This window comes from Nonomuraea sp. NPDC050783 (assembly GCF_040802095.1).
GTDB lineage: Bacteria > Actinomycetota > Actinomycetes > Streptosporangiales > Streptosporangiaceae > Nonomuraea.
In genome coordinates this window covers 158,755-176,677 of the sequence record NZ_JBFAHK010000005.1, presented here as the reverse complement: position 1 = coordinate 176,677, position 17,923 = coordinate 158,755, and the positions used below count along the sequence as shown (strand labels likewise).

Here is a 17,923-nt window from a genome sequence, read left to right as displayed (position 1 = left end):
TGGCGGCGCGGATAGGGTGCAGCCGTGACCCGAGACGCCGCCGCAGAGCCGGAGGAGAGCCCTCCTCCCGGCGCCGCCGCGCCGCCGCGGCGCAGCCACGCCCGCGCCAACCGGGCCCGCATCCTGGCCGTGGCCCGGCGCGAGCTGAGCGCCAACCCCGAGGCGACGATCGACGAGATCGCCCGCGCCGCCGGAGTGGTCCGCCGCACGCTGTACGCGCACTTCCCCGGCCGCACCGCGCTGCTGGAGGCCATCGCCGACGAGGCGGCGGGCGCGCTGCGCGGCGCGCTGGAGGCCGCCGCCGGGCCGGCCGACCCGCCCGAGCAGGCGCTGGCCCGGCACACGCTGGAGCTGTGGCGGGTCGGCGACCGCTACCGCACGCTCATCGCGCTCGGGCACAAGAGCTTCGGCGACGGCTGGTTCGAGGACCTGACGGAGCCGGCCCTGCGCAACGCCGTCGAGATCCTGCGGCGCGGCCGGGCCGCGGGCGTCTTCGGCGACCACCTGCCGGTCGAGGTCCTCGCCTCCGGGATCGGCGGGCTGCTGCTGGCGCTGCTGCAGAGCGTCAACGCCGGCCGGTGGCAGGACACCGGGCCGGGCGCGGCGACCGCGGTCCTGATCGCGGCGGGCGTGGACCCGGCACGGGCCCGGGAGACGGTGACCTCGCTCACGTCCGCGTAGCGGGGACCGGGCGGTCCCGTAACGGGGGCCGGGCATCCAGGGCGCGGGGGCCGGGCGGCCGGGGAACGGGGCCGGGACGGTCAGGGGGTGCCGCGCCAGCGCAGCACCTCCAGCGCGGCCCCGACCTCGGCCGTGTGCCGGGCGAGCGGCCGCGGCAGCAGCCCCTCGGCGCGGGCGAGCCGGCGCAGCAGCGTGTTGCGGTGGGTGAACAGCCTCGCGGCGGCCCGGGTGGCGTTGCACCGCTCGGCGACGAAGACCCGCAGCGCCTCGACGACCTCGGGCGGCGCGCTCTCCAGGTCGCCGAGCGTGCGCCTGACGAACCGGTCGGCGCGCTCGGGATCGGCGGTGAGCAGCGCCACCAGCTCGACCTCGTCGTGGGAGGCCAGCCGGGAGGGCGAGGTGAGCCGGGCCAGCATCTGCTGGGTGGTGAGGGCGTCGAGGTGGCTGCGGCGGAAGCCGTCGAGGCCCGGCGCGGTGGAGCCGAGCGCGATCCGCACCGCGGGCAGCAGGTCGAGCGCGGCGCGCACCCGGTCGAGGCCGGGGGAGCCGTGGACCCACACCCACCGGGTGGCGGCGCTGGCCAGGACGCTCAGCGGGCGCGCCTGGCCGGCGGCCTCCGCCAGCGCGTCGGCGGCGCGGTCGAGCCGGCGCAGGTCGATGCCGGGGTCGTCGGTCCAGACGATCGCGGCGGTGTGCGCGGGGCGCAGCGCGTAGCCCAGCCGGCTCTCGGCGCGCTGCCGGGTGATCGGCGCGCCCTCCAGCAGCAGGGTGACGGTCTCCCTGCGCTCGGCGTGGCTGCCGTGGGTGAGCTCGTCCCGCTCGGCGCGCATGCGGGCGGCGATCGTGCTCACGGTGTCGTCCACGAAGGCGGAGATGGAGCGCAGGGAGACGTCCAGCAGCTCGCGCAGCTCGTCCGGGTCGCTGGTGAGCGAGCAGGCGAGCTGCGTCCACAGGCGGATGGCGGTGCTCTCGCCGGCCCGGTAGGCGTCCAGGGCGGACTCGTCCAGGCCGCGCCTGATGATGTCGCGCGCGGCGGTCAGCGCCGCCTCGGCGTCGTTGGCCGGGACCGGCGCGCCCGGCGCGCGGACGTTGGCGGCGGCCCAGAACAGCAGGTTGGAGCGGTTGATCCGGCGGGTGCCCGCGGCCAGCACCGGGTCGGCGGCGATCTGCCGCCTGGCCGCGCCGGTCAGGGTGGCCGCGTCCAGCTCCGCCAGCCACTCGGCGGGCGGGTTGAGCGCGATCTCGGCGCCCCGGCGGATCAGCTCGCGCACCCGAGGCGAGGGCGCCCGCCATGACCCGTGGTGCATATCGCCACACTAACGCCCCGAATCCGGTGCGGTTCGTGCTTGGGTACGGTGTCGCCCGCGTCACAGGATGGAAAGGGCCGACCGAACCGCATGGAGCCGCGCTCATGTCCGTTGCCTCCGACCCGCCCGTCCCCGACCCGTCCGCTCCCGAGCACCTGGACGTCCTCATCGTGGGTGCCGGGATCTCCGGGATCGGCGCCGCCCGCTACCTCAAGGTGGAGCTGCCGGCGAAGAGCTTCGCGGTCCTGGAGGCCCGGGAGGCGTCCGGCGGCACGTGGGACCTGTTCCGCTACCCGGGCGTGCGCTCGGACTCCGACCTGCACACCTTCGGCTACGCGTTCAAGCCGTGGCGGGACGAGCAGGCCATCGCCGACGCGCCCAGGATCCTCGCCTACCTGCGCGAGACGGTCACGGAGAACGGCCTGGACCCGCACATCCGCTACCGCCACAAGGTGCTCGGCGCGTCCTGGTCCAGCGAGCGGGCGCGGTGGGCCGTCGAGGTCGAGCGCACCGACACCGGCGAGCGGTTCCGGCTGACCGCCGGCTGGATCTTCTGCGCCGGCGGCTACTACCGCTACGACGAGGGGTTCACCCCGCCCTTCCCGGGCCGCGAGCGGTTCGCCCGGCCGATCGTGCACCCGCAGTTCTGGCCGGAGGACCTGGACTGCACCGGCAGGCGCGTGGTGGTGATCGGCAGCGGCGCCACCGCGGTCACGCTGGTGCCGGCCCTGGCGCGGAGCGCCGCCCACGTGACGATGGTGCAGCGCACGCCCACGTACGTCATGCCGGTGCCGAGGAAGGACCCGATCGCCAACGCGCTGAAGAAGTACCTCGGCCCCGAGCGCGGCTACGCGCTGACCCGGCGCAAGAACATCGCCCAGCAGCGCCTGGTCTGGAGCTTCTGCCAGAAGTACCCGAAGGCGGCGCGGCGGCTGATCCGGCGGGCCAACATCCGGCAGCTCCCGGCCGGCTATCCCGTGGACGAGCACTTCAACCCGCCGTACGACCCGTGGGACCAGCGGCTGTGCGCCGTCCCCGACGGCGACCTGTTCCGCGCCATCCGCGCCGGCCGGGCCTCGGTGGTCACCGGCAGGACCGCCGGCTTCACCGAGCGGGGCGTCCTGCTGGAGTCCGGCCGCGAGCTGGAGGCGGACGTGATCGTCACCGCCACCGGGCTGAACGTGCGGGCCCTCGGCGGCCTGGCCCTCACCGTGGACGGCCGGGAGGTGCACCTGCCCGGCACCATCGCCTACAAGGGCATGATGTTGTCCGGCGTGCCGAACTTCGCCTACGCGATCGGCTACACCAACTCGTCCTGGACGCTGAAGATCGGCCTGCTCTGCGAGCACTTCTGCCGGTTGCTGGCGTACATGGACGCCCACGGGCACGCCGCCTGCCGCCCCGAGCCGGCCGACCCCGGCATGCCGACCCGGCCGTTCCTCGACTTCGGCGCCGGCTACATCCGGCGCGCCGTGGACTCCCTGCCCCGGCAGGGGAACCGGATGCCGTGGCTGACCTCGATGAGCTACCGGGACGACGTCAAGCTGCTGCGCGCCGACAGCGTGGCCGACCCCGAGCTGCGCTTCCTCCCGGCGCCCCGGTCCGGCGCGCGCCCCCCGCTCAGGACGAGTCGCGGACGACCAGGGCCGGCTCGAAGATGACCGAGGTGGGCCGGCGCCCGGGCCGCTCGACGTGCTCCAGCAGCAGCCGGGCCAGCTCGGCGGCCATGTCCTCGACGGGGTGACGCACGGTCGTGAGCGCGGGACGGCAGGCGGTCGCCGCGCTGCTGTCGTCGAAGCCGACCACGCCGACGTCCCGCGGCACCGCGCGCCCGTGGTGCCGCAGCACCGGCAGGGCGCCCTGCGCCATCAGGTCGTTGGCGACGAAGACCCCGTCGAGCCCGGGGTGCTCGGCCAGCAGCCGCTCCATCGCCGCCTCGCCGCTGTGGTAGGTGAAGCCGCCCTCCGCGCAGGGCACGTAGGGGTGCCCGTGCGCGGCCATCGCGTCGCGGAAGCCGGCGAGGCGGGCGCGGGCGGCCGGCACGTCCAGCGGGCCGGAGATCGTCCCGATCCGGCGGCGGCCCCGGGCGAGGAGGTGGTCGGCGGCCAGCTTCGCCCCGGCCCGATGATCGACGTCCACGTAGCTGATCGGCACCGGCCGGGCGGGCCGGGCGAAGAGCGCGGCCGGCAGCCCCGCCTCGGCGAGCAGCTCCGGCAGCGGGTCCTCGGCGTGGGTGGAGACCAGGACGGCCCCGTCGGCCTCCCCCTGCCGCAGGAAGGCCAGCACCTCGGCGCGGGCCCTGGCGGTCTCGGCGAACATCAGCACCGGATGGACGCCGCGCGGGCGGAGGAAGCCGGCGACGCCGCCGATGACGCGGCCGAAGAACGGGTCGGTGAGGACCCGGCCGGGGAAGGCGTGCTCCGCGCCCTCCTCGCCCGCGCCGGAGACGACCAGGGCGACGCTGCCCGCGCGGCGCGTGACGAGCGAGCGCGCCGCGCGGTTGGGGACGTAGCCGGTGTCGGCGATGGCCCGCCTGACCGACTCCTGGAGCGCGGAGTCGACGTTGCGGATGCCGTTGACCACCCGGGAGACGGTGGCGCGGGAGACCCCCGCCGCTCGGGCCACGTCCTCCAGGGTGGGGGACGACGGCGGGACGTCGCGCCTCATTGCGCCTTTATAGCACAAACTGGAGAGCGCTCTCCCGGGTGGGACGGGATCAGGGCAGCTCGAAGTCCGGGGTGAGCGCGGCGCCGCGGTGCGGCTTGTACTGGTCGTAGCCGCGCGGGTCGCACTGCAGGCCGCCGTTGATGCAGTGGGTCACCAGGGCGTCGAGGATGGCGGGGTTGTCCCAGGCGTTGAAGAAGTCGTAGTGCCAGCTGTAACCGCGACCGCTGGACAGCCGGGCCTGGGACAGGTTCCCGTCGGCGGGGAAGGCGATCTTGAACTCCAGCATCGGCACCGCCACCGGGTGGTCGGCCGGGCAGTAGCCGCCCGTGGGGTAGGCCATGTGGGCCTTGTGGTCGGGGCTGTCGAGGCGGACGCCGTCCCAGCAGCTCGGCGCCTGGTAGCGGACGTTCACCTGGGTGCCCGCCGGGCACGAGGCCGGGATGTCCCAGCTGTGGGAGATGTCCCCGCACTCGAAGCCCTCGACGGCGCCGGGGGAGTCGCGGAACTGCTCCAGGGTCGCGCTCGGGCTGCCGACGACGAAGCGCAGGCCCTGCGGGAAGGGCTGCACCCGCCAGTACTCCAGGATGCCGGACTTGTAGTAGACGACCTGGTTGCCGGTCGGCTGGACGAGCTGGTCGCCCTTGTAGAAGCTCGGGAACCAGTAGGCCGAGCGGTCGTGCGGGTTGGTGCACGAGGTGCCGCCGGCCAGCAGCGACGAGGACGTGCTGTGCGCGTCGGTGGTCCGGTTGCCGATGAAGGAGTGCATGTGGGAGGCGCCGGGCAGGCCCGGGTAGACGATGGGGTCGTCGGGCCGGTTGGCCGTCACCGAGCAGTTGGCCTGGAACTCGTGGTGCGTCACCTGGTCGGTGAAGGTCGGCCTCGGCCTCGGGGTGTCCGTGCCGCCGCCGCTGCCGTAGACTTGGAGCTCCCACAGCGAGTAGCCGTAGCCGGTGGCGCGGGCGGTGGCGTACAGGCGGACGTAGCGGCCGGTGCCGGAGACGGCGAGGGTCTGGGTGCCGCCGGTGCCGGTGGTGGTGGCGTAGACGTCGGTCCAGCTCGTGCCGTCGGCGGAGGTCTGGATCCGGAACGCCCGGGCGTAGGCGTTCTCCCAGTCGAGGACGACCCGGGAGACGGTGGCGGCGGCGCCGAGGTCCACCTGGAGCCACTGCGGGTCCGCGGCGGCGCTGGACCAGCGGGTGGTACGGCTGCCGTCGAAGGCGGCTCCCGGGGCGTACCCGCCGCCCTCGGTGGAGGAGGCGGTCGCGGGCCGCCCCTGGGAGAGCAGGGCGTCGGCCGCGGCGGCCGGGGCGACGGCGGTCAGCACGGCCGCGACCATCGCGGCCAGGGCGGTGACGACCGCCCACAGCGGTGGCCCGGCCGGGCCTCGTGACGGGTTCATGGCCTCTCCTTCGATGGGGGGAGCGAGGACGGAGAGCGCTCTCCCACGGTGGTCCCGACTCGGCCGGCTGTCAAGAGTGAGGCCGTTGGTCAGGGAATATGTGGCTGTCGGCGGGTTGGGTCTTGACGGGCCGGGCCGTCAGGAGGACCCTCCTGGATTGGAGAGCGCTCTCCAATCGCGGCGGCACCCGCGCCCGGAGAGCCGCGCGCACGCCGTGCCGGGGACCGGCCACGGCGCCTACCCCGCCGACGGCGACGCCCCGTCGGCCACGGCGCCTACCCCGCCGACGGTGACGCCCCCGGCGGCCGGGCGGGCAGGTCGCGCAGCCGGCCGAGCACGGCCAGCAGGATCGACCCGCTCAGCGCGAAGCCGGCCAGCATGACCCACAGCGCCGCCCGCACGCCGAACAGCTCCGCCAGCGCCCCCGCCACCAGCGCGCCCAGCGGGATCGCACCGTAGTTGACCACCTGGATGCTGGTGGTCACCCGGCCCATCAGTTCGCCGGGCACGTACGTCTGCAGGAAGCCGGAGAAGACCACGTTGCCCGCCACGACGCCGCCGACGATCGCCACGCTGCCGGCCACGAACAACACCGCCCCCACCCCGTGACCGGCCAGCGGGATCAGCAGCCCGAGCGGGGCGAGCCCGGCCTTGGCCACCAGCACCGCCCTGGCACTGCCCAGCCGGGCCGCCAGCGGCCGGGCGGCGGCCGCGCCGGCGATGCCGCCGAGGCTGGAGGCGGCCACGAGCAGGCCGGTCACGCCCGGGTCGAAGCCGGCCTCGTCCACCAGGAACACCACCAGCAGCGACTGGTAGCCGGTCAGCGCCAGGTTGGCGGCGCAGCCGTACAGAGTGTTGCCGCGCAGCAGCCGGTCGCCGGCGACGAGCCGCGCGCCCTCGCGGATCTCGGCGGGCAGCCGCCGGCGCGGGCGCCCGGCCGGGCTCTCACGGTGCTCGACCCGGGTCAGGCAGAGCGCCGACAGGACGAAGGAGGCGGCGTCCACGAGCAGCCCGCCGAGCGCCGAGAAGAGCTGGGCGATCAGGCCGGCCAGGCCGGGGCCCGCCAGGTTGGCCACCTGCTCGCTGCCCTGCAGCCTGGCGTTGGCCGCGAGCAGGTCGGGGCCGTCCACCAGGGACGGCAGGTACGCCCGGTAGGCGGTGGCGAAGAACACCTTGGCGGCACCGGCGGTCAGCGCCGCCGCGACCAGGTGGACGACCGTCAGCACGCCCGCGAGCGCCGCCAGCGGGACGCTGAGGAAGGCGGCCGCGGAGGCCCAGTCGGCCGCCAGCATCACCCGGCGGCGCGGCAGCCGGTCCACCCAGGCGCCCGCCGGCAGGCCGATGAGCAGCCACGGCAGCCAGGCGGCCGCCGTCAGCAGGCTCACCTGCAGGGCGGAGGCGTCCAGCAGGGTCACCGCGACCAGGGGCAGCGCGACGCCGGTGACGGCGCTGCCCAGGCTGCTCGCGCTCTGCCCGATCCACAGCAGGCGGAAGTCGCGGTTGCCGGGAAGGCCGGTACGCGGGGCCCTCGCGGCGGTCGTCACGGGCGGGCCGGGACGCCGCGGGCGAAGGTGAAGACGGTAGCGCGCTCCTGGCCGTCGTCGGGGATCTCCCGCTCGGCCCACCGGTCGATGAGCTGGATCAGCTCCGCCGCGAACCGCGCCAGCTCCTCGTCGGTCACCCGCAGCCATCCTTCGGTCGAGAACGGCCCGCGCGGCCATTGCGCCTGCACGTCCTGCGGCTGACCGGCCCAGCGGCGTACGTGGCCGGTCTGGCGTTCGAGGTTGAGCGACTCGGCCGCCTGGGCGATGGCCTCGCCGGCCGCGTCGCCGGTGAAGTCGGCCGAGGACCAGGTGAGGGTGCGGGTGGTGCGGCGCCACCAGCGCTCGCGGCGGTCGCGGGCCAGCTCGGGGGCCTCCTCGATGAGGCCGGCGGCGGCGAGCGCGCGCAGGTGGTGGCTGACGTTGCCGACGGCCTCGCCGGTGTGCTCCGACAGGACGCTCGCGGTGGCGGGGCCCGCGACCTTGAGCAGGTCGAGCAGGCGGCGGCGGACGGGGTGCGCCATGGCCGCCAGCACCCGCGAGTCCGTGATCACGCGTTCCAACTCAGGCATGAACGCCACCCTAGACGTACAAGAGTCGTTGTGCAAGGACTCTTGTACGTCTCCATTTCCGATATTTCCGCTATTGGGGCACGTCTTATTGCGGTCCGCGTCCTGGATATTCAAGAATGCCGACTGATTTACCGATGATTGGCGAGGGGGCGGCGAGTGCTGTTACCTTCGCACGGTGGACGACGACAAGCGTGCACGGGCGGAGGCGATCGAGGGCTTCGCGGCGGTCTTGCGGGAATTGCGCAACTCAGTCGGTAACCCGCCTTTCCGGGAGATGTCCGGCAGGTCAGGGGCGATTTCCCACACGACGTTGCACGAAGCCACGAAGGGCAACCGGCTTCCGAGCTGGGAGACCACCGTCGAGTTCGTCAAGGCGTGCGACGCCGACCCGGCCGCCTACCGCGAGCGCTGGGAGAGCGCGAACCTGGCGGTCAGATCGGCGGACCGCCCCTCCAGCGACACCCCGGCCCCCGCCCCTGCACCCGGCCCCGTGCCTGCACCCGGACCCGTGCCTGGACCCGGCCCCGTGCCTGCATCCGGACCCGTGCCTGGACCCGGCCCCGTGCCTGCATCCGGACCCGGCTCCGCGCCTGCACCCGGCCCCGCCTCGGCCTCGGCCCCGCTCGGCGAGCCCCCGACCGGCGCCCGACCCCTGCCCTCGCCCTCTCTCCCGCCCTCGCCCTCGCCCTCGCCTTCTCCGCCGTCCCCGCCCTCGTCCCCCTCCACACCCACGCCCACGCCCTCCGCGCCGGAACGCGACAAGAACCCGCTGACCCATCCGGCCGTGCTGGTGGCGACGGTGGCTGCCGTCGTGGGGGCGGCGGCCATCGTCGTGGCCGTCGTCGTCAACCGGGGCACCACGGCGGAGGGGCCCGGCCCGCACCCGACCGGCAGCCCGACCGGCAGCCCGCCCGCCGCCGCGCTCTCCCCGGCCGACTGCCCGGTGCGCGCGGCCAACCCGCCCTGGGCCCCGCCGCTGCACGAGGGCGACGCGGCCGCGTTCGTCGCCGATGTCACGCTCTCCGACTGCACGCGCGTCGCCGCCGGCACGACCGTGACCAAGGTGTGGCGGCTCAAGAACGCCGGCACCGTGCCGTGGAAGGGATACTCGCTGCGCCGCCTCGATCCCGCGCAGCGGGTCGACCAGTGCCAGACCATCTCCGAGGTGCCGATCGAGGACACGCCACCCGGCGAGACGGTCGACATCCGCACCACCGTCACCACGCCCAGGAAGCCGGGCCTGTGCTACGTGCGCTTCAAGATGGTGGACGCCTCGGGAGCGGTCGTGTTCCCCGGCAACCGGCCGATCAACTTCCAGATCATCGTCGAACAGCTCTAGTCCCCGCCGCGCGGGGCACGACGGGGACCGGAGGGGACGATCGCGGGAAGGCTCAGGAGCCGATGGCGATCCCCGTGTAGTAGTGCTTGAGGATCCTGGAGTAGCTCCAGCCCTCCTTGGCCTTGTCGCGGGAGCCGGTCTGCGACATCCAGTCGCCGGTGACCCAGTTGCCGCACGCCGTCGTCGTGGAGCAGTACTGGGCCCGGAAGATCTTCCCGTTACGGGTCAGCCGGGTGCCCCAGGTCGCGTCCACCGCGGCGCTCGTCGCCGCCTTGGCCGAGCCGGGCTGGTACACCTGGCTCGACGTGTGGTCGTAGACGTCGAAGCACTGGCCGCCCGCCGTCCTGCGGTTGGAGTGCAGCGCCCAGTACCAGCCGAAGTTCTTCACGGCCATCGCCCCGGCCTTGAGCGACTCGGCCGGCCAGCTCGACACCCACTCGTTGGGCAGGACGTTCTTGACGTAGGTCTTGAAGTCCACCCGCTCCACCCGGTCCAGGGACTGCCGGTAGACGAGGATCGTCGTGGGCAGCCTGGTGTCCGTGCCGTCGGTCTTGCACCCGGACGGCGCCGGCGTGGAGCCCAGGAACTGGTGGGAGGCGTTCTGGTTCTTGAGGGTGGGGTTGAGGTTGGCTTTGGTGCCGGGGGCGAAGTCCTGGTAGGTGCCGGCGTAGCCGGTGTTGTAGTAGACGCGGACGGTCTTGTTGCTGCGGTTCCAGGCGGAGGCGGCGGCGTTCTTGATGCACGTGCCTTTGCCGGCGCCGGTTCCCTTGAAGTCGTAGCAGGTGGGTTGGGTGGTGGAGTAGTCGGCGACGGAGGTGGTGAAGTCGGAGAGCGATCCCTGGTTGCCGCTGTTGAAGTAGTAGCAGAACTCGCCGCTGTCACAGACGCCGTCGCGGGCGGCGGCCGAGGCGGGAGGGGCGACGGCGAGGGCCGCCCCGCCGACCGCCGTCGCGGCGGCCACCGCGGCGAGCCGCCGGAGCGGCCGGGCAGTTCGTGGAGGCACGGGTGTCCTTCTCGTCGGGTCGGAGACCGCGGGGCGTTATCGGATGGAGTAGCCCTGGGCGGCCCAGAACGAGGCCGGGTTCGGGTTGTCCAGGTGCGGGTCGCCGACGCTCTTGGACGCCCGCGTCTGCCGCCCGGGGCGCACCTCGACGTGGGTGTGCGCGGACGCGCGGCTCGACACCCCGTGCCACGACTCGGTGGCGATGCTCTGGCCACGGCTGACCTGCTGGCCCACGCGCAGGGAGGACAGCGGAGCGGTGTGCAGGTAGATCACCGTCTTGTTCGACGCGGCGACGTAGATGGCGATCGTGGACAGCCCCGCCCGGCCCGTGGACCCGCGCGCGACGTTGATGACCTGGCCCGTCACCAGGGAGCGGACGCTCGACCCCACGCTGCGGGCGAAGTCGATGCCCTCGTGCCGGCCGGAGGTGGAGGTGTAGCCGTCGAAGCCGCAGGTGATCCTGCCGCCGCTGGTCCCGTACAACACCGACGACATGGCGGTGCGCGACGGTGACGACGACGGGTTGAACTGGTGGGAGGCGTTCTGGTTCTTGAGGGTGGGGTTGAGGTTGGCTTTGGTGCCGGGGGCGAAGTCCTGGTAGGTGCCGGCGTAGCCGGTGTTGAAGTAGACGCGGACGGTCTTGTTGCTGCGGTTCCAGGCGGAGGCGGCGGCGTTCTTGATGCACGTGCCTTTGCCGGCGCCGGTTCCCTTGAAGTCGTAGCAGGTGGGTTGGGTGGTGGAGTAGTCGGCGACGGAGGTGGTGAAGTCGGAGAGCGATCCCTGGTTGCCGCTGTTGAAGTAGTAGCAGAACTCGCCGCTGTCGCAGACGCCGTCGCGGGCGGCGGCCGAGGCGGGAGGGGCGACGGCGAGGGCCGCCCCGCCGAGCGCCATCGCGGTGGTCGTCGCGGTGAGGATCCTGGTGAGCGTTCTCATGCTGTTCTCCTTGTGTCTGCGGAAGGTGCCTGCGGAACGTGGGATGCGGAACGAGGGATGCGGAACGTGGGATGCGGAACGAGGGATGCGGAACGTGGGATGCGGGGGGACGGGTCAGCCGCGCCGGTACTCCTCCCAGGTGCGGATGGTCACCTTCGGCCCGTCGTCCGGGCCGCGGCCGGCGAGCCCGTTCAGGCCGAGGTAGTAGTCACCGGCCTGGTGCTGGGCCTGGCCGGAGAGATCGGGGTCGCTGATGGCGACGGCGTGGATGTGCCACGGCCAGTCGTCCTGCCGGGGATCGCGCAGCCAGGCGGCGAAGCCGACGAGGCGCAGCGCGCGGACGGCCGCGGTGCGGGCGGCGGAGCTCATCCCCTTCACCGAGATGTCGATGGCGCCGCCGCCGTCGTGGGTGCCCGCGGACGTGGGGTCACCGCCGGGGTTGTACGACCCCTGGTCCAGCTTGAGGTCGCGGCCGAGCAGCCGCTCGGCCTCCGTCAGCATGCTCCGCGTACGGGAGTTGACCACGAAACCGTCGACGGGCACCCGGCCGCCCGGCACGATGGCACCGGTCACCGTGAACCGGCCGGCGCCCAGCTTGGCGAGCGACGCCCGGCCCGGCAGTCCGTTGGCGTCGAGACCGGTGAGGCCGAGCGACTTCTGGTAGCGCGCGTAGGCGGTGACCGTCGTGCTGCCGAAGTAGCCGTCCACCCACCTCGCGTCGAGCAGGCGCCGGTCCCGCAGGGCCTGCTCGACCAGGAGCACGCCGGCCTTGGCGCCCGGGGTCAGCGTGCTGTCGGGCCGCCGCGGGTCGATCTGGGCCGCCTTGACGGTGGCTTCCATGTTCACGCTCGGAAGGGCGTGAGCACCGGCCGCCCGCGCCGCGTGCGCCGCCGGCGTCCCGAACGTTCCCGCCAGCGAAGCGAGCAGGACGGCCGGTACGAGGGCGGCGGCACGTGCGGGCAGCGTCATCGGGACTCCTGGTGCGAGGGGGTTGGATCGATGCCGGGGTGGCGGAGTCCAACGTCTCGGGATGTCCTGGTGTCCGCAAGAAGATCGGTGTTGTCAGCCTGTTCGACGACCTGGTCCGTACGGGTTTACGCCCAGGCGGCCCCCACCGGGGAACGGCTCAGGCGAGGAAGCCGAGCAACTGCCGGGCCGTCTCGTCAGGCGCCTCCTCGGGAAGGAAGTGCCCGCACTCGACCGGGCCGCCACGCACGTCGGCGGCCCACTCCCGCCAGACCTCCAGCGGCTCGTACCACTCGGCCACCGGCCCGAACGCGCTCCACAACACGAGGGTGGGGCAGGCGACGCGCCGCCGGCCGCGGTCGGCTTCGTCGTGCTCGTAGTCGAGCGTCGCGGCGGCGCGGTATTCCTCGCAGATGGCGTGCACGGTGCCGGGGTCGGCGAACTGCGCGGCGTAGGCAGCCCGCACCTCGGGCGGAAAGGCGCCGGGCGCGTGTGACCAGGAGTCGAGCATGTGGTCCACGAAGGCGCCGGGCGCCGCCGCGATCAGCCGCTCGGGCAGCGGCTCCGGGGCCGCCAGGAAGGACCACACCCAGTAGCCGAGGGCGAAGCGCATGTCCGCGCGGCCGAACGCCTCGCTCGTGGGCACGATGTCGAGCACGGCCAGCCGGGTGACGGCCTCGGGGTGGTCGAGCGCCATCCGGTACGCGCACCGCGCGCCGCGGTCGTGCCCCGCCACGGCGAACCGCTCGTACCCCAGCGCGCGCATGACCTCGACCTGGTCGCGGGCGATCGCACGCATGCTGTAGGGGGCGTGGTCGGGCGCGCTCGGCGGCGTGCCGCTGGCGCCGAAGCCCCGCAGGTCGGTGGCGACCACGGTGAAGCGCTCGGCCAGGCGCGGCGCCACCCGGTGCCACATGAGATGCGTCTCGGGGATGCCGTGCAGCAGGAGGACGGGCGGCCCCGCCCCGCCGCGACGCCCGTGGACGGTCGTCCCGGACGTGGCGACGTCGAACTCCTCGAAGCCCTCGTACCCTTCCAGCACGCCGCCAGTCTCGCAGACGGCTGCATGACCGGGTGAGCCGCTGACACACTTGCGGACGAGAGCCGGATGGGCCGGCCGCGAGTGAGCGGAGGCGGCGACGCGACAGGTCAGGTTCGTGGGACGGGAGCATGAGCTCGCGCTGGTCGAGGACCGGCTCGGCGCGGCCGCCGGCGGCGCGGGCCAGGTGGTGTTGCTGGCCGGGGAGCCCGGGGTGGGCAAGAGCCGGCTGGCGGAGGAGGCCGCGGCGCTGGCGGCACGGCTCGGGATGCGGTGCTGCTGGGGGCGGGCCACGGACGAGGAGGGCAATCCGGCGTACTGGCCGTTCCGGCAGGTCCTGCGGGCGCTCGGGCGGTCCGGGGCCGCTCCGGGCCGGCCGGCGGGGCTCCTCGGGCCGGACCCCGGCGATGTGGGCGGGGCCGAGCAGCGGTTCCGGCTGTTCGAAGAGGTGAGCGAGCTCCTGGTGGCCGAGGCCGAGAAGAGCGGGCTGCTGGTCGTCCTGGATGATCTGCACTGGGCGGACGAGGCGTCGTTGCGGCTGCTGGTCTACCTGGCCCGGGGCATGGCCGGGGCGCGGCTGGCGGTGCTGGCGATCTACCGGGACACCGAGATCGGCGAGCCGTTGCGGCGGACGCTGGCCGCGCTCGCCGGGGAGGCGTCGGTGACGCGGGTGCGGCTGACGGGGCTGGCCGAGGCCGAGGTCGGCGATCTGCTGGCCGGGGTCACCGGCTGGCCGTCGCCGGAGTCGGTGGTGGGCGCGGTGAGCCGGCGTACGCGGGGAAATCCGTTCTTCGTCGCCGAGCTGGCCCGGTTGCTGGGCGGCGAGCAGGGGGACGGCGCGGAGCTGCCGGACGGGATCCGCGACGCCGTACGGGGCCGGCTGGGCCGGCTGTCGGCGTGGTGCGAGCGGGTGGTGTCGGCGGCGGCGGTGCTGGGCTCCGCGGTCGACCCGCCCGCGCTGGCCGCGGCGGCCGGATGGGACGTGGGGGAGGTGCTGGACGCCCTCGACGAGGCGACGGCGGCCGGGATCCTGACCGCCGCGCCGGACGCGGGAGCGGGCGCGGGGACGGGCGCGGGGACGGGCGCGGCGGAGAGCGGCTCCACAAGCATCCGATTCGGGCACGATCTGATCAGGGAGGCGGCCCGGCTGGAGGTGGCCACGGCGCGGCGGCTCACGCTGCACCGGCGGATGGCGGAGCACCTGATCGGGCGGGTCGACGCGGCCGACCGGGCCGGCGAGGTGGCCTTCCACCTGCTGGAGTCGCTGCCCGCGGGAGATGCCGGCCTGGCCGTGGCGTGGGCCGAGCGGGCCGCCGGGCAGGCGATGGCGCAGCTGGCGTGGGAGGAGGCCGCCGCCCTGTACGGGCGCGCGCTGGCCGCGGCGGCCGACGCGGCGCTGGGCGGGCCGGACCGGTGCCGCCTGCTGCTGGCCAGGGCCCGCGCGCAGGTCCGGGCGTACGACATGGTCAACGCGCGCCGGTCGTTGCTCGCGGCGGCCGACCTCGCGCGGGAGGCCGGCGACGCGCGGACCGTCGGCGAGGCGGCCATGGTCATGGAGGGGGTCACCGACTTCGTGTGGGACGCCACCGGCGCCGCGCTGTACGCCGAGGCGCTGGCGGGCATCCCCGAGCAGGACAGCGTGCTGCGGGCGCGGCTGCTGGCCCAGTTCGCGGTGAGCGATTCGTGGAGCCCGCTCAGCGATGCCGGGGCCCGCTCGGCCGAGGCGCTGGCCATGGCCGAGCGGGTCGGCGACCGGCGGGCCGTCAAGGAGGCGCTGCGGGCCAGGCAGCTCGCCCTCAGCGGCCCGGACGGTGTGACCGACCGGCTCGCCCTCGGGGACCGGATGCTCGCCATGGGCGAGGCCGACCGCGATGACGACGCGGTGCTGTGGGGCCGGCTGTGGCGGTTCGACGCGCTGGCGCAACTGGGCCGGCTCGACGAGGCCGAGGCCGAGCTGGACCCGATCGACGCGGTGACCCGGCGGCTGCGCTCGCCGCTGGCGCGCTGGCACGCGCTGCGTTACCGGGCCGCGATCGCCCTGGCCCGCGGCCGGTTCGACGACGCGCGCGGGCTGAGCGAGCAGGCGCTGGAGCTGGCGCGGCGGGCCGGCCACGAAGGCGCCCTGGTGCCGTCGCACGGCTTTCGCCTGATCGTGGCCACGCAGACGGGAGAGGATGACCCGTCGATCGAGGAGGCGACCCAGACCGCCCCGCCCACTGTCGCGATCTCCGCGGTCTGGGCGTCGTGGCTGATGGCGGCCGGCCGGCGGGACGAGGCCCGGCAGGTCTACCGGGCACTGCCGCCGGCGTCCTCGGTGCCGGGATTCCTCCTGCTGAGCACGCTTTTCGCCACGGCCGAGCTCGCCGCGGAGTTCGGCGACCGGGAGGCGGCCGCCGGGACGTACCGGGCGATGGCGCCGTACGCCGACCTGTTCGCCTGCGGCGGGGCCGGCGTGATCGCGATCCTCGGCTCGATGCGGCTGCCGCTCGGAAGGGCGGCGGCCGCGACGGGCCGCCTCGACGACGCCGTCCGCCACCTGCGCGTCGCCGCCGAGGTCAACGAGCGGGCGGGCACACCGCCGATGGCGGCCTTCGCCCGCTATGAGCTGGCCCGCGCCCTGGCCAGGCGCCGGCGGCCGGGAGACCGGGACGAGGCCGCCGCGCTCGCCGAGTCGGCGGGTGCCACGGCCGGCGGGCTCGGCATGGCCCCTCTGCGGGCCCGCTGCGCGGAGCTGGCGCGATCGTTGTCCGGGCAGGTGGCCGGCCCGCTGACGCGACGCGAGGACGAGATCGCCGTGCTGGTGTCCCAGGGCCTGACCAACCGGCAGATCGCCGCCGCCGCGCACATCGCCGAGCGGACCGTGGAGAACCACGTCCAGCACATCCTGGGCAAGCTCGGCTTCACCAACCGCGCCCAGATCGCCGCCTGGGTCGCCGCCGGCCGCCCGCGCCGACCGGCGGACCCCAGGCCCGGGTGAGCGCGCGGCCCGGGTGAGCGCGCGGCCTGGGTGAACGCGCGGCTCGGGTGAACGCGTGGCCCGGGTGAGTGCGCGGCTCGCCGCACGTGAGTACCGGACATGAGTAATCGCCCCGACGCGGGCGGGCCCCCGGCAGCCGCACCCTGGCGTGCATGGACACCAGCGCCTCCTCCCGGTCCGGCCGGCTCACGGTCCTGCGTGCCGCGTGGCTCTACGACGGCACCGGCCCGGGCCTGATCTCCGATCCCGTCCTCGTGCTCGACGGTGGCACCATCGCGGCCGTCGGCCCGCCCGGCGGCGTGCCCGAGGGGGCCACCGTGGTCGACCTCGGTGGCGCGACGCTGCTGCCCGGCCTGATCGACACGCACGTCCACCTGGCCTTCGACGCGAGCTCGGACCCGGTGGGCAACCTCGCGGGCCGGGACGCCGCGGCCGCCCTCGCCGCGATGGCCGCCGCCGCCAGGCGGGCCGCGCGCGGCGGGGTGACGACGGTGCGCGACCTCGGCGACCGCGACTACCTGAGCCTCGCGCTACGCGGTGCCGCCGCGTCCGACCGCTCGCTGCCGACGATCGTCGCGGCCGGCCCGCCGATCACCACGCCAGGAGGGCACTGCCACTACCTGGGCGGCACGGCGACCGGGATGGAAGGAGTACGCGCGGCCGTACGGGAACGCGCCGAGCGCGGCGCCGACATCATCAAGATCATGGCGAGCGGGGGCAACCTGACCCCCGGCACCCGTCCCGAGCTGCCCCAGTTCACCCCGGAGGAGCTGCGGGCCGCCGTGGCCGAGGCACACCGCCACCGCCTGCCGGTCACCGCCCACGCGCACGGCACCCGAGCCGTCGCCGACGCGGTCGCGGCAGGCGTGGACGGCCTCGAACACGTCACCTTCATGAGCGCCAACGGCGTCGATCCGGCGCCGGACGCCCTGGTCAAGGCCATCGCGGGACGCGGCATCGCGCTCGGGATCACGCTCGGCGCGGTTCCGGGGGAGGGGAGCGCGATGCCGCCCGCGATGGCCGCCGGGCTGCCGACGCTGACCGCCAACGTCCGCCGGCTGCACCGGGCGGGCGCCAGGATCGTCGCCGGGACCGACGCCGGTGTCGGCCCGGCCAAGCCGCCCGACGTCCTGCGCTGGGCCGTCGGCCGGCTCCCCGACATCGGCCTGACCAGCGCCGAGGCGCTGCACGCCGCCACCCGCCTCGCCGCCGAGGTGTGCGGGCTGGGGGACCGCAAGGGCCGGCTCGCCCCCGGGTACGACGCCGACGTCCTGGCCGTCGGCGGCGACCCGCTGCGCGACCTCGCGGCGCTGCACGACATCCGCGCCGTCTACGTCCGGGGAGAACGCCTCGCGAGCGCGGGCACGCGGGCGGCGAGCCCGTGACGGCGCCCGCGCGAGCGACAGCCCGTGGAGAGCCACCATCACGCAAGGAGAGACGTCATGCTTCCAGGCAAGCCCGCCCCGCCGCCCGCTCCCGCCGGACCACGGCCGTCCCTC

Annotated in this window: 14 protein-coding genes; 5 read left to right on the top strand and 9 right to left on the bottom strand. The window is 74.8% G+C overall.

Features of this window, described 5'->3' with window-relative positions; all coding sequences use genetic code 11:
- The first annotated feature begins 24 nt into the window (after window positions 1-24).
- Window positions 25-681 (top strand): TetR/AcrR family transcriptional regulator, encoded by a 657-nt coding sequence (locus AB0H75_RS15445; protein WP_367796371.1) that lies wholly within the window; start codon window positions 25-27, stop codon window positions 679-681.
- Window positions 682-761: 80 nt separating this feature from the next.
- Here AB0H75_RS15445 and AB0H75_RS15440 read toward each other — a convergent pair whose 3' ends face one another.
- The gene (locus tag AB0H75_RS15440) at window positions 762-1,988 is read right to left on the bottom strand and encodes a PucR family transcriptional regulator (RefSeq protein ID WP_367796369.1); all 1,227 of its coding nucleotides are present in this window, start codon (window positions 1,986-1,988) and stop codon (window positions 762-764) included.
- A gap of 104 nt (window positions 1,989-2,092) precedes the next feature.
- On the opposite strand from AB0H75_RS15440, the gene AB0H75_RS15435 reads away from it, so the two are divergent.
- Window positions 2,093-3,649, top strand: coding sequence for a flavin-containing monooxygenase (locus AB0H75_RS15435; RefSeq protein ID WP_367796367.1), 1,557 nt, complete (start codon window positions 2,093-2,095; stop codon window positions 3,647-3,649).
- On the opposite strand, the gene AB0H75_RS15430 is transcribed toward AB0H75_RS15435, so the two are convergent.
- The 4 genes from AB0H75_RS15430 to AB0H75_RS15415 form a co-directional block, all read right to left on the bottom strand.
- Window positions 3,609-4,655, bottom strand: a complete 1,047-nt coding sequence (locus tag AB0H75_RS15430) for a LacI family DNA-binding transcriptional regulator (protein WP_367796365.1) — start codon at window positions 4,653-4,655, stop codon at window positions 3,609-3,611. The two genes, AB0H75_RS15435 and AB0H75_RS15430, sit on opposite strands and share 41 nt — an antisense overlap.
- A 49-nt stretch (window positions 4,656-4,704) precedes the next feature.
- The gene (locus tag AB0H75_RS15425) at window positions 4,705-6,054 is read right to left on the bottom strand and encodes a DUF1996 domain-containing protein (protein WP_367796364.1); all 1,350 of its coding nucleotides are present in this window, start codon (window positions 6,052-6,054) and stop codon (window positions 4,705-4,707) included.
- Between the two features lie 275 nt (window positions 6,055-6,329).
- A complete protein-coding gene (locus tag AB0H75_RS15420) occupies window positions 6,330-7,598 on the bottom strand; it encodes an MFS transporter (RefSeq protein WP_367796362.1) in 1,269 nt (422 codons plus the stop codon).
- On the bottom strand, window positions 7,595-8,167 hold the full coding sequence (locus AB0H75_RS15415; RefSeq protein WP_367796360.1) for an ArsR/SmtB family transcription factor: 573 nt from the start codon (window positions 8,165-8,167) through the stop codon (window positions 7,595-7,597). Before AB0H75_RS15415 ends, AB0H75_RS15420 begins: the two co-directional genes overlap by 4 nt.
- A gap of 799 nt (window positions 8,168-8,966) precedes the next feature.
- Between AB0H75_RS15415 and AB0H75_RS15410 the strand changes: the two genes are divergently transcribed.
- Window positions 8,967-9,506 (top strand): NBR1-Ig-like domain-containing protein, encoded by a 540-nt coding sequence (locus AB0H75_RS15410; RefSeq protein ID WP_367796358.1) that lies wholly within the window; start codon window positions 8,967-8,969, stop codon window positions 9,504-9,506.
- A 52-nt stretch (window positions 9,507-9,558) separates the two neighbouring features.
- On the opposite strand, the gene AB0H75_RS15405 is transcribed toward AB0H75_RS15410, so the two are convergent.
- The 4 genes from AB0H75_RS15405 to AB0H75_RS15390 form a co-directional block, all read right to left on the bottom strand.
- Entirely contained in the window at window positions 9,559-10,509 is a 951-nt protein-coding gene (locus AB0H75_RS15405; RefSeq protein WP_367796356.1) for a SpoIID/LytB domain-containing protein, read from the bottom strand.
- Window positions 10,510-10,545: 36 nt separating this feature from the next.
- Complete coding sequence (locus AB0H75_RS15400; protein ID WP_367796354.1) at window positions 10,546-11,442, bottom strand: peptidoglycan DD-metalloendopeptidase family protein; 897 nt, start codon at window positions 11,440-11,442, stop codon at window positions 10,546-10,548.
- 114 nt (window positions 11,443-11,556) lie between these two features.
- The gene (locus AB0H75_RS15395) at window positions 11,557-12,411 is read right to left on the bottom strand and encodes a peptidoglycan-binding protein (RefSeq protein WP_367796352.1); all 855 of its coding nucleotides are present in this window, start codon (window positions 12,409-12,411) and stop codon (window positions 11,557-11,559) included.
- Window positions 12,412-12,568: 157 nt separating this feature from the next.
- Window positions 12,569-13,450, bottom strand: coding sequence for an alpha/beta fold hydrolase (locus AB0H75_RS15390; RefSeq protein WP_367796350.1), 882 nt, complete (start codon window positions 13,448-13,450; stop codon window positions 12,569-12,571).
- Window positions 13,451-13,565: 115 nt separating this feature from the next.
- Between AB0H75_RS15390 and AB0H75_RS15385 the strand changes: the two genes are divergently transcribed.
- Both AB0H75_RS15385 and AB0H75_RS15380 read left to right on the top strand, forming a co-directional pair.
- Complete coding sequence (locus tag AB0H75_RS15385) at window positions 13,566-16,424, top strand: AAA family ATPase (protein WP_367796348.1); 2,859 nt, start codon at window positions 13,566-13,568, stop codon at window positions 16,422-16,424.
- 152 nt (window positions 16,425-16,576) lie between these two features.
- The gene (locus AB0H75_RS15380) at window positions 16,577-17,809 is read left to right on the top strand and encodes an amidohydrolase family protein (protein WP_367796346.1); all 1,233 of its coding nucleotides are present in this window, start codon (window positions 16,577-16,579) and stop codon (window positions 17,807-17,809) included.
- Window positions 17,810-17,923: the final 114 nt, after the last annotated feature.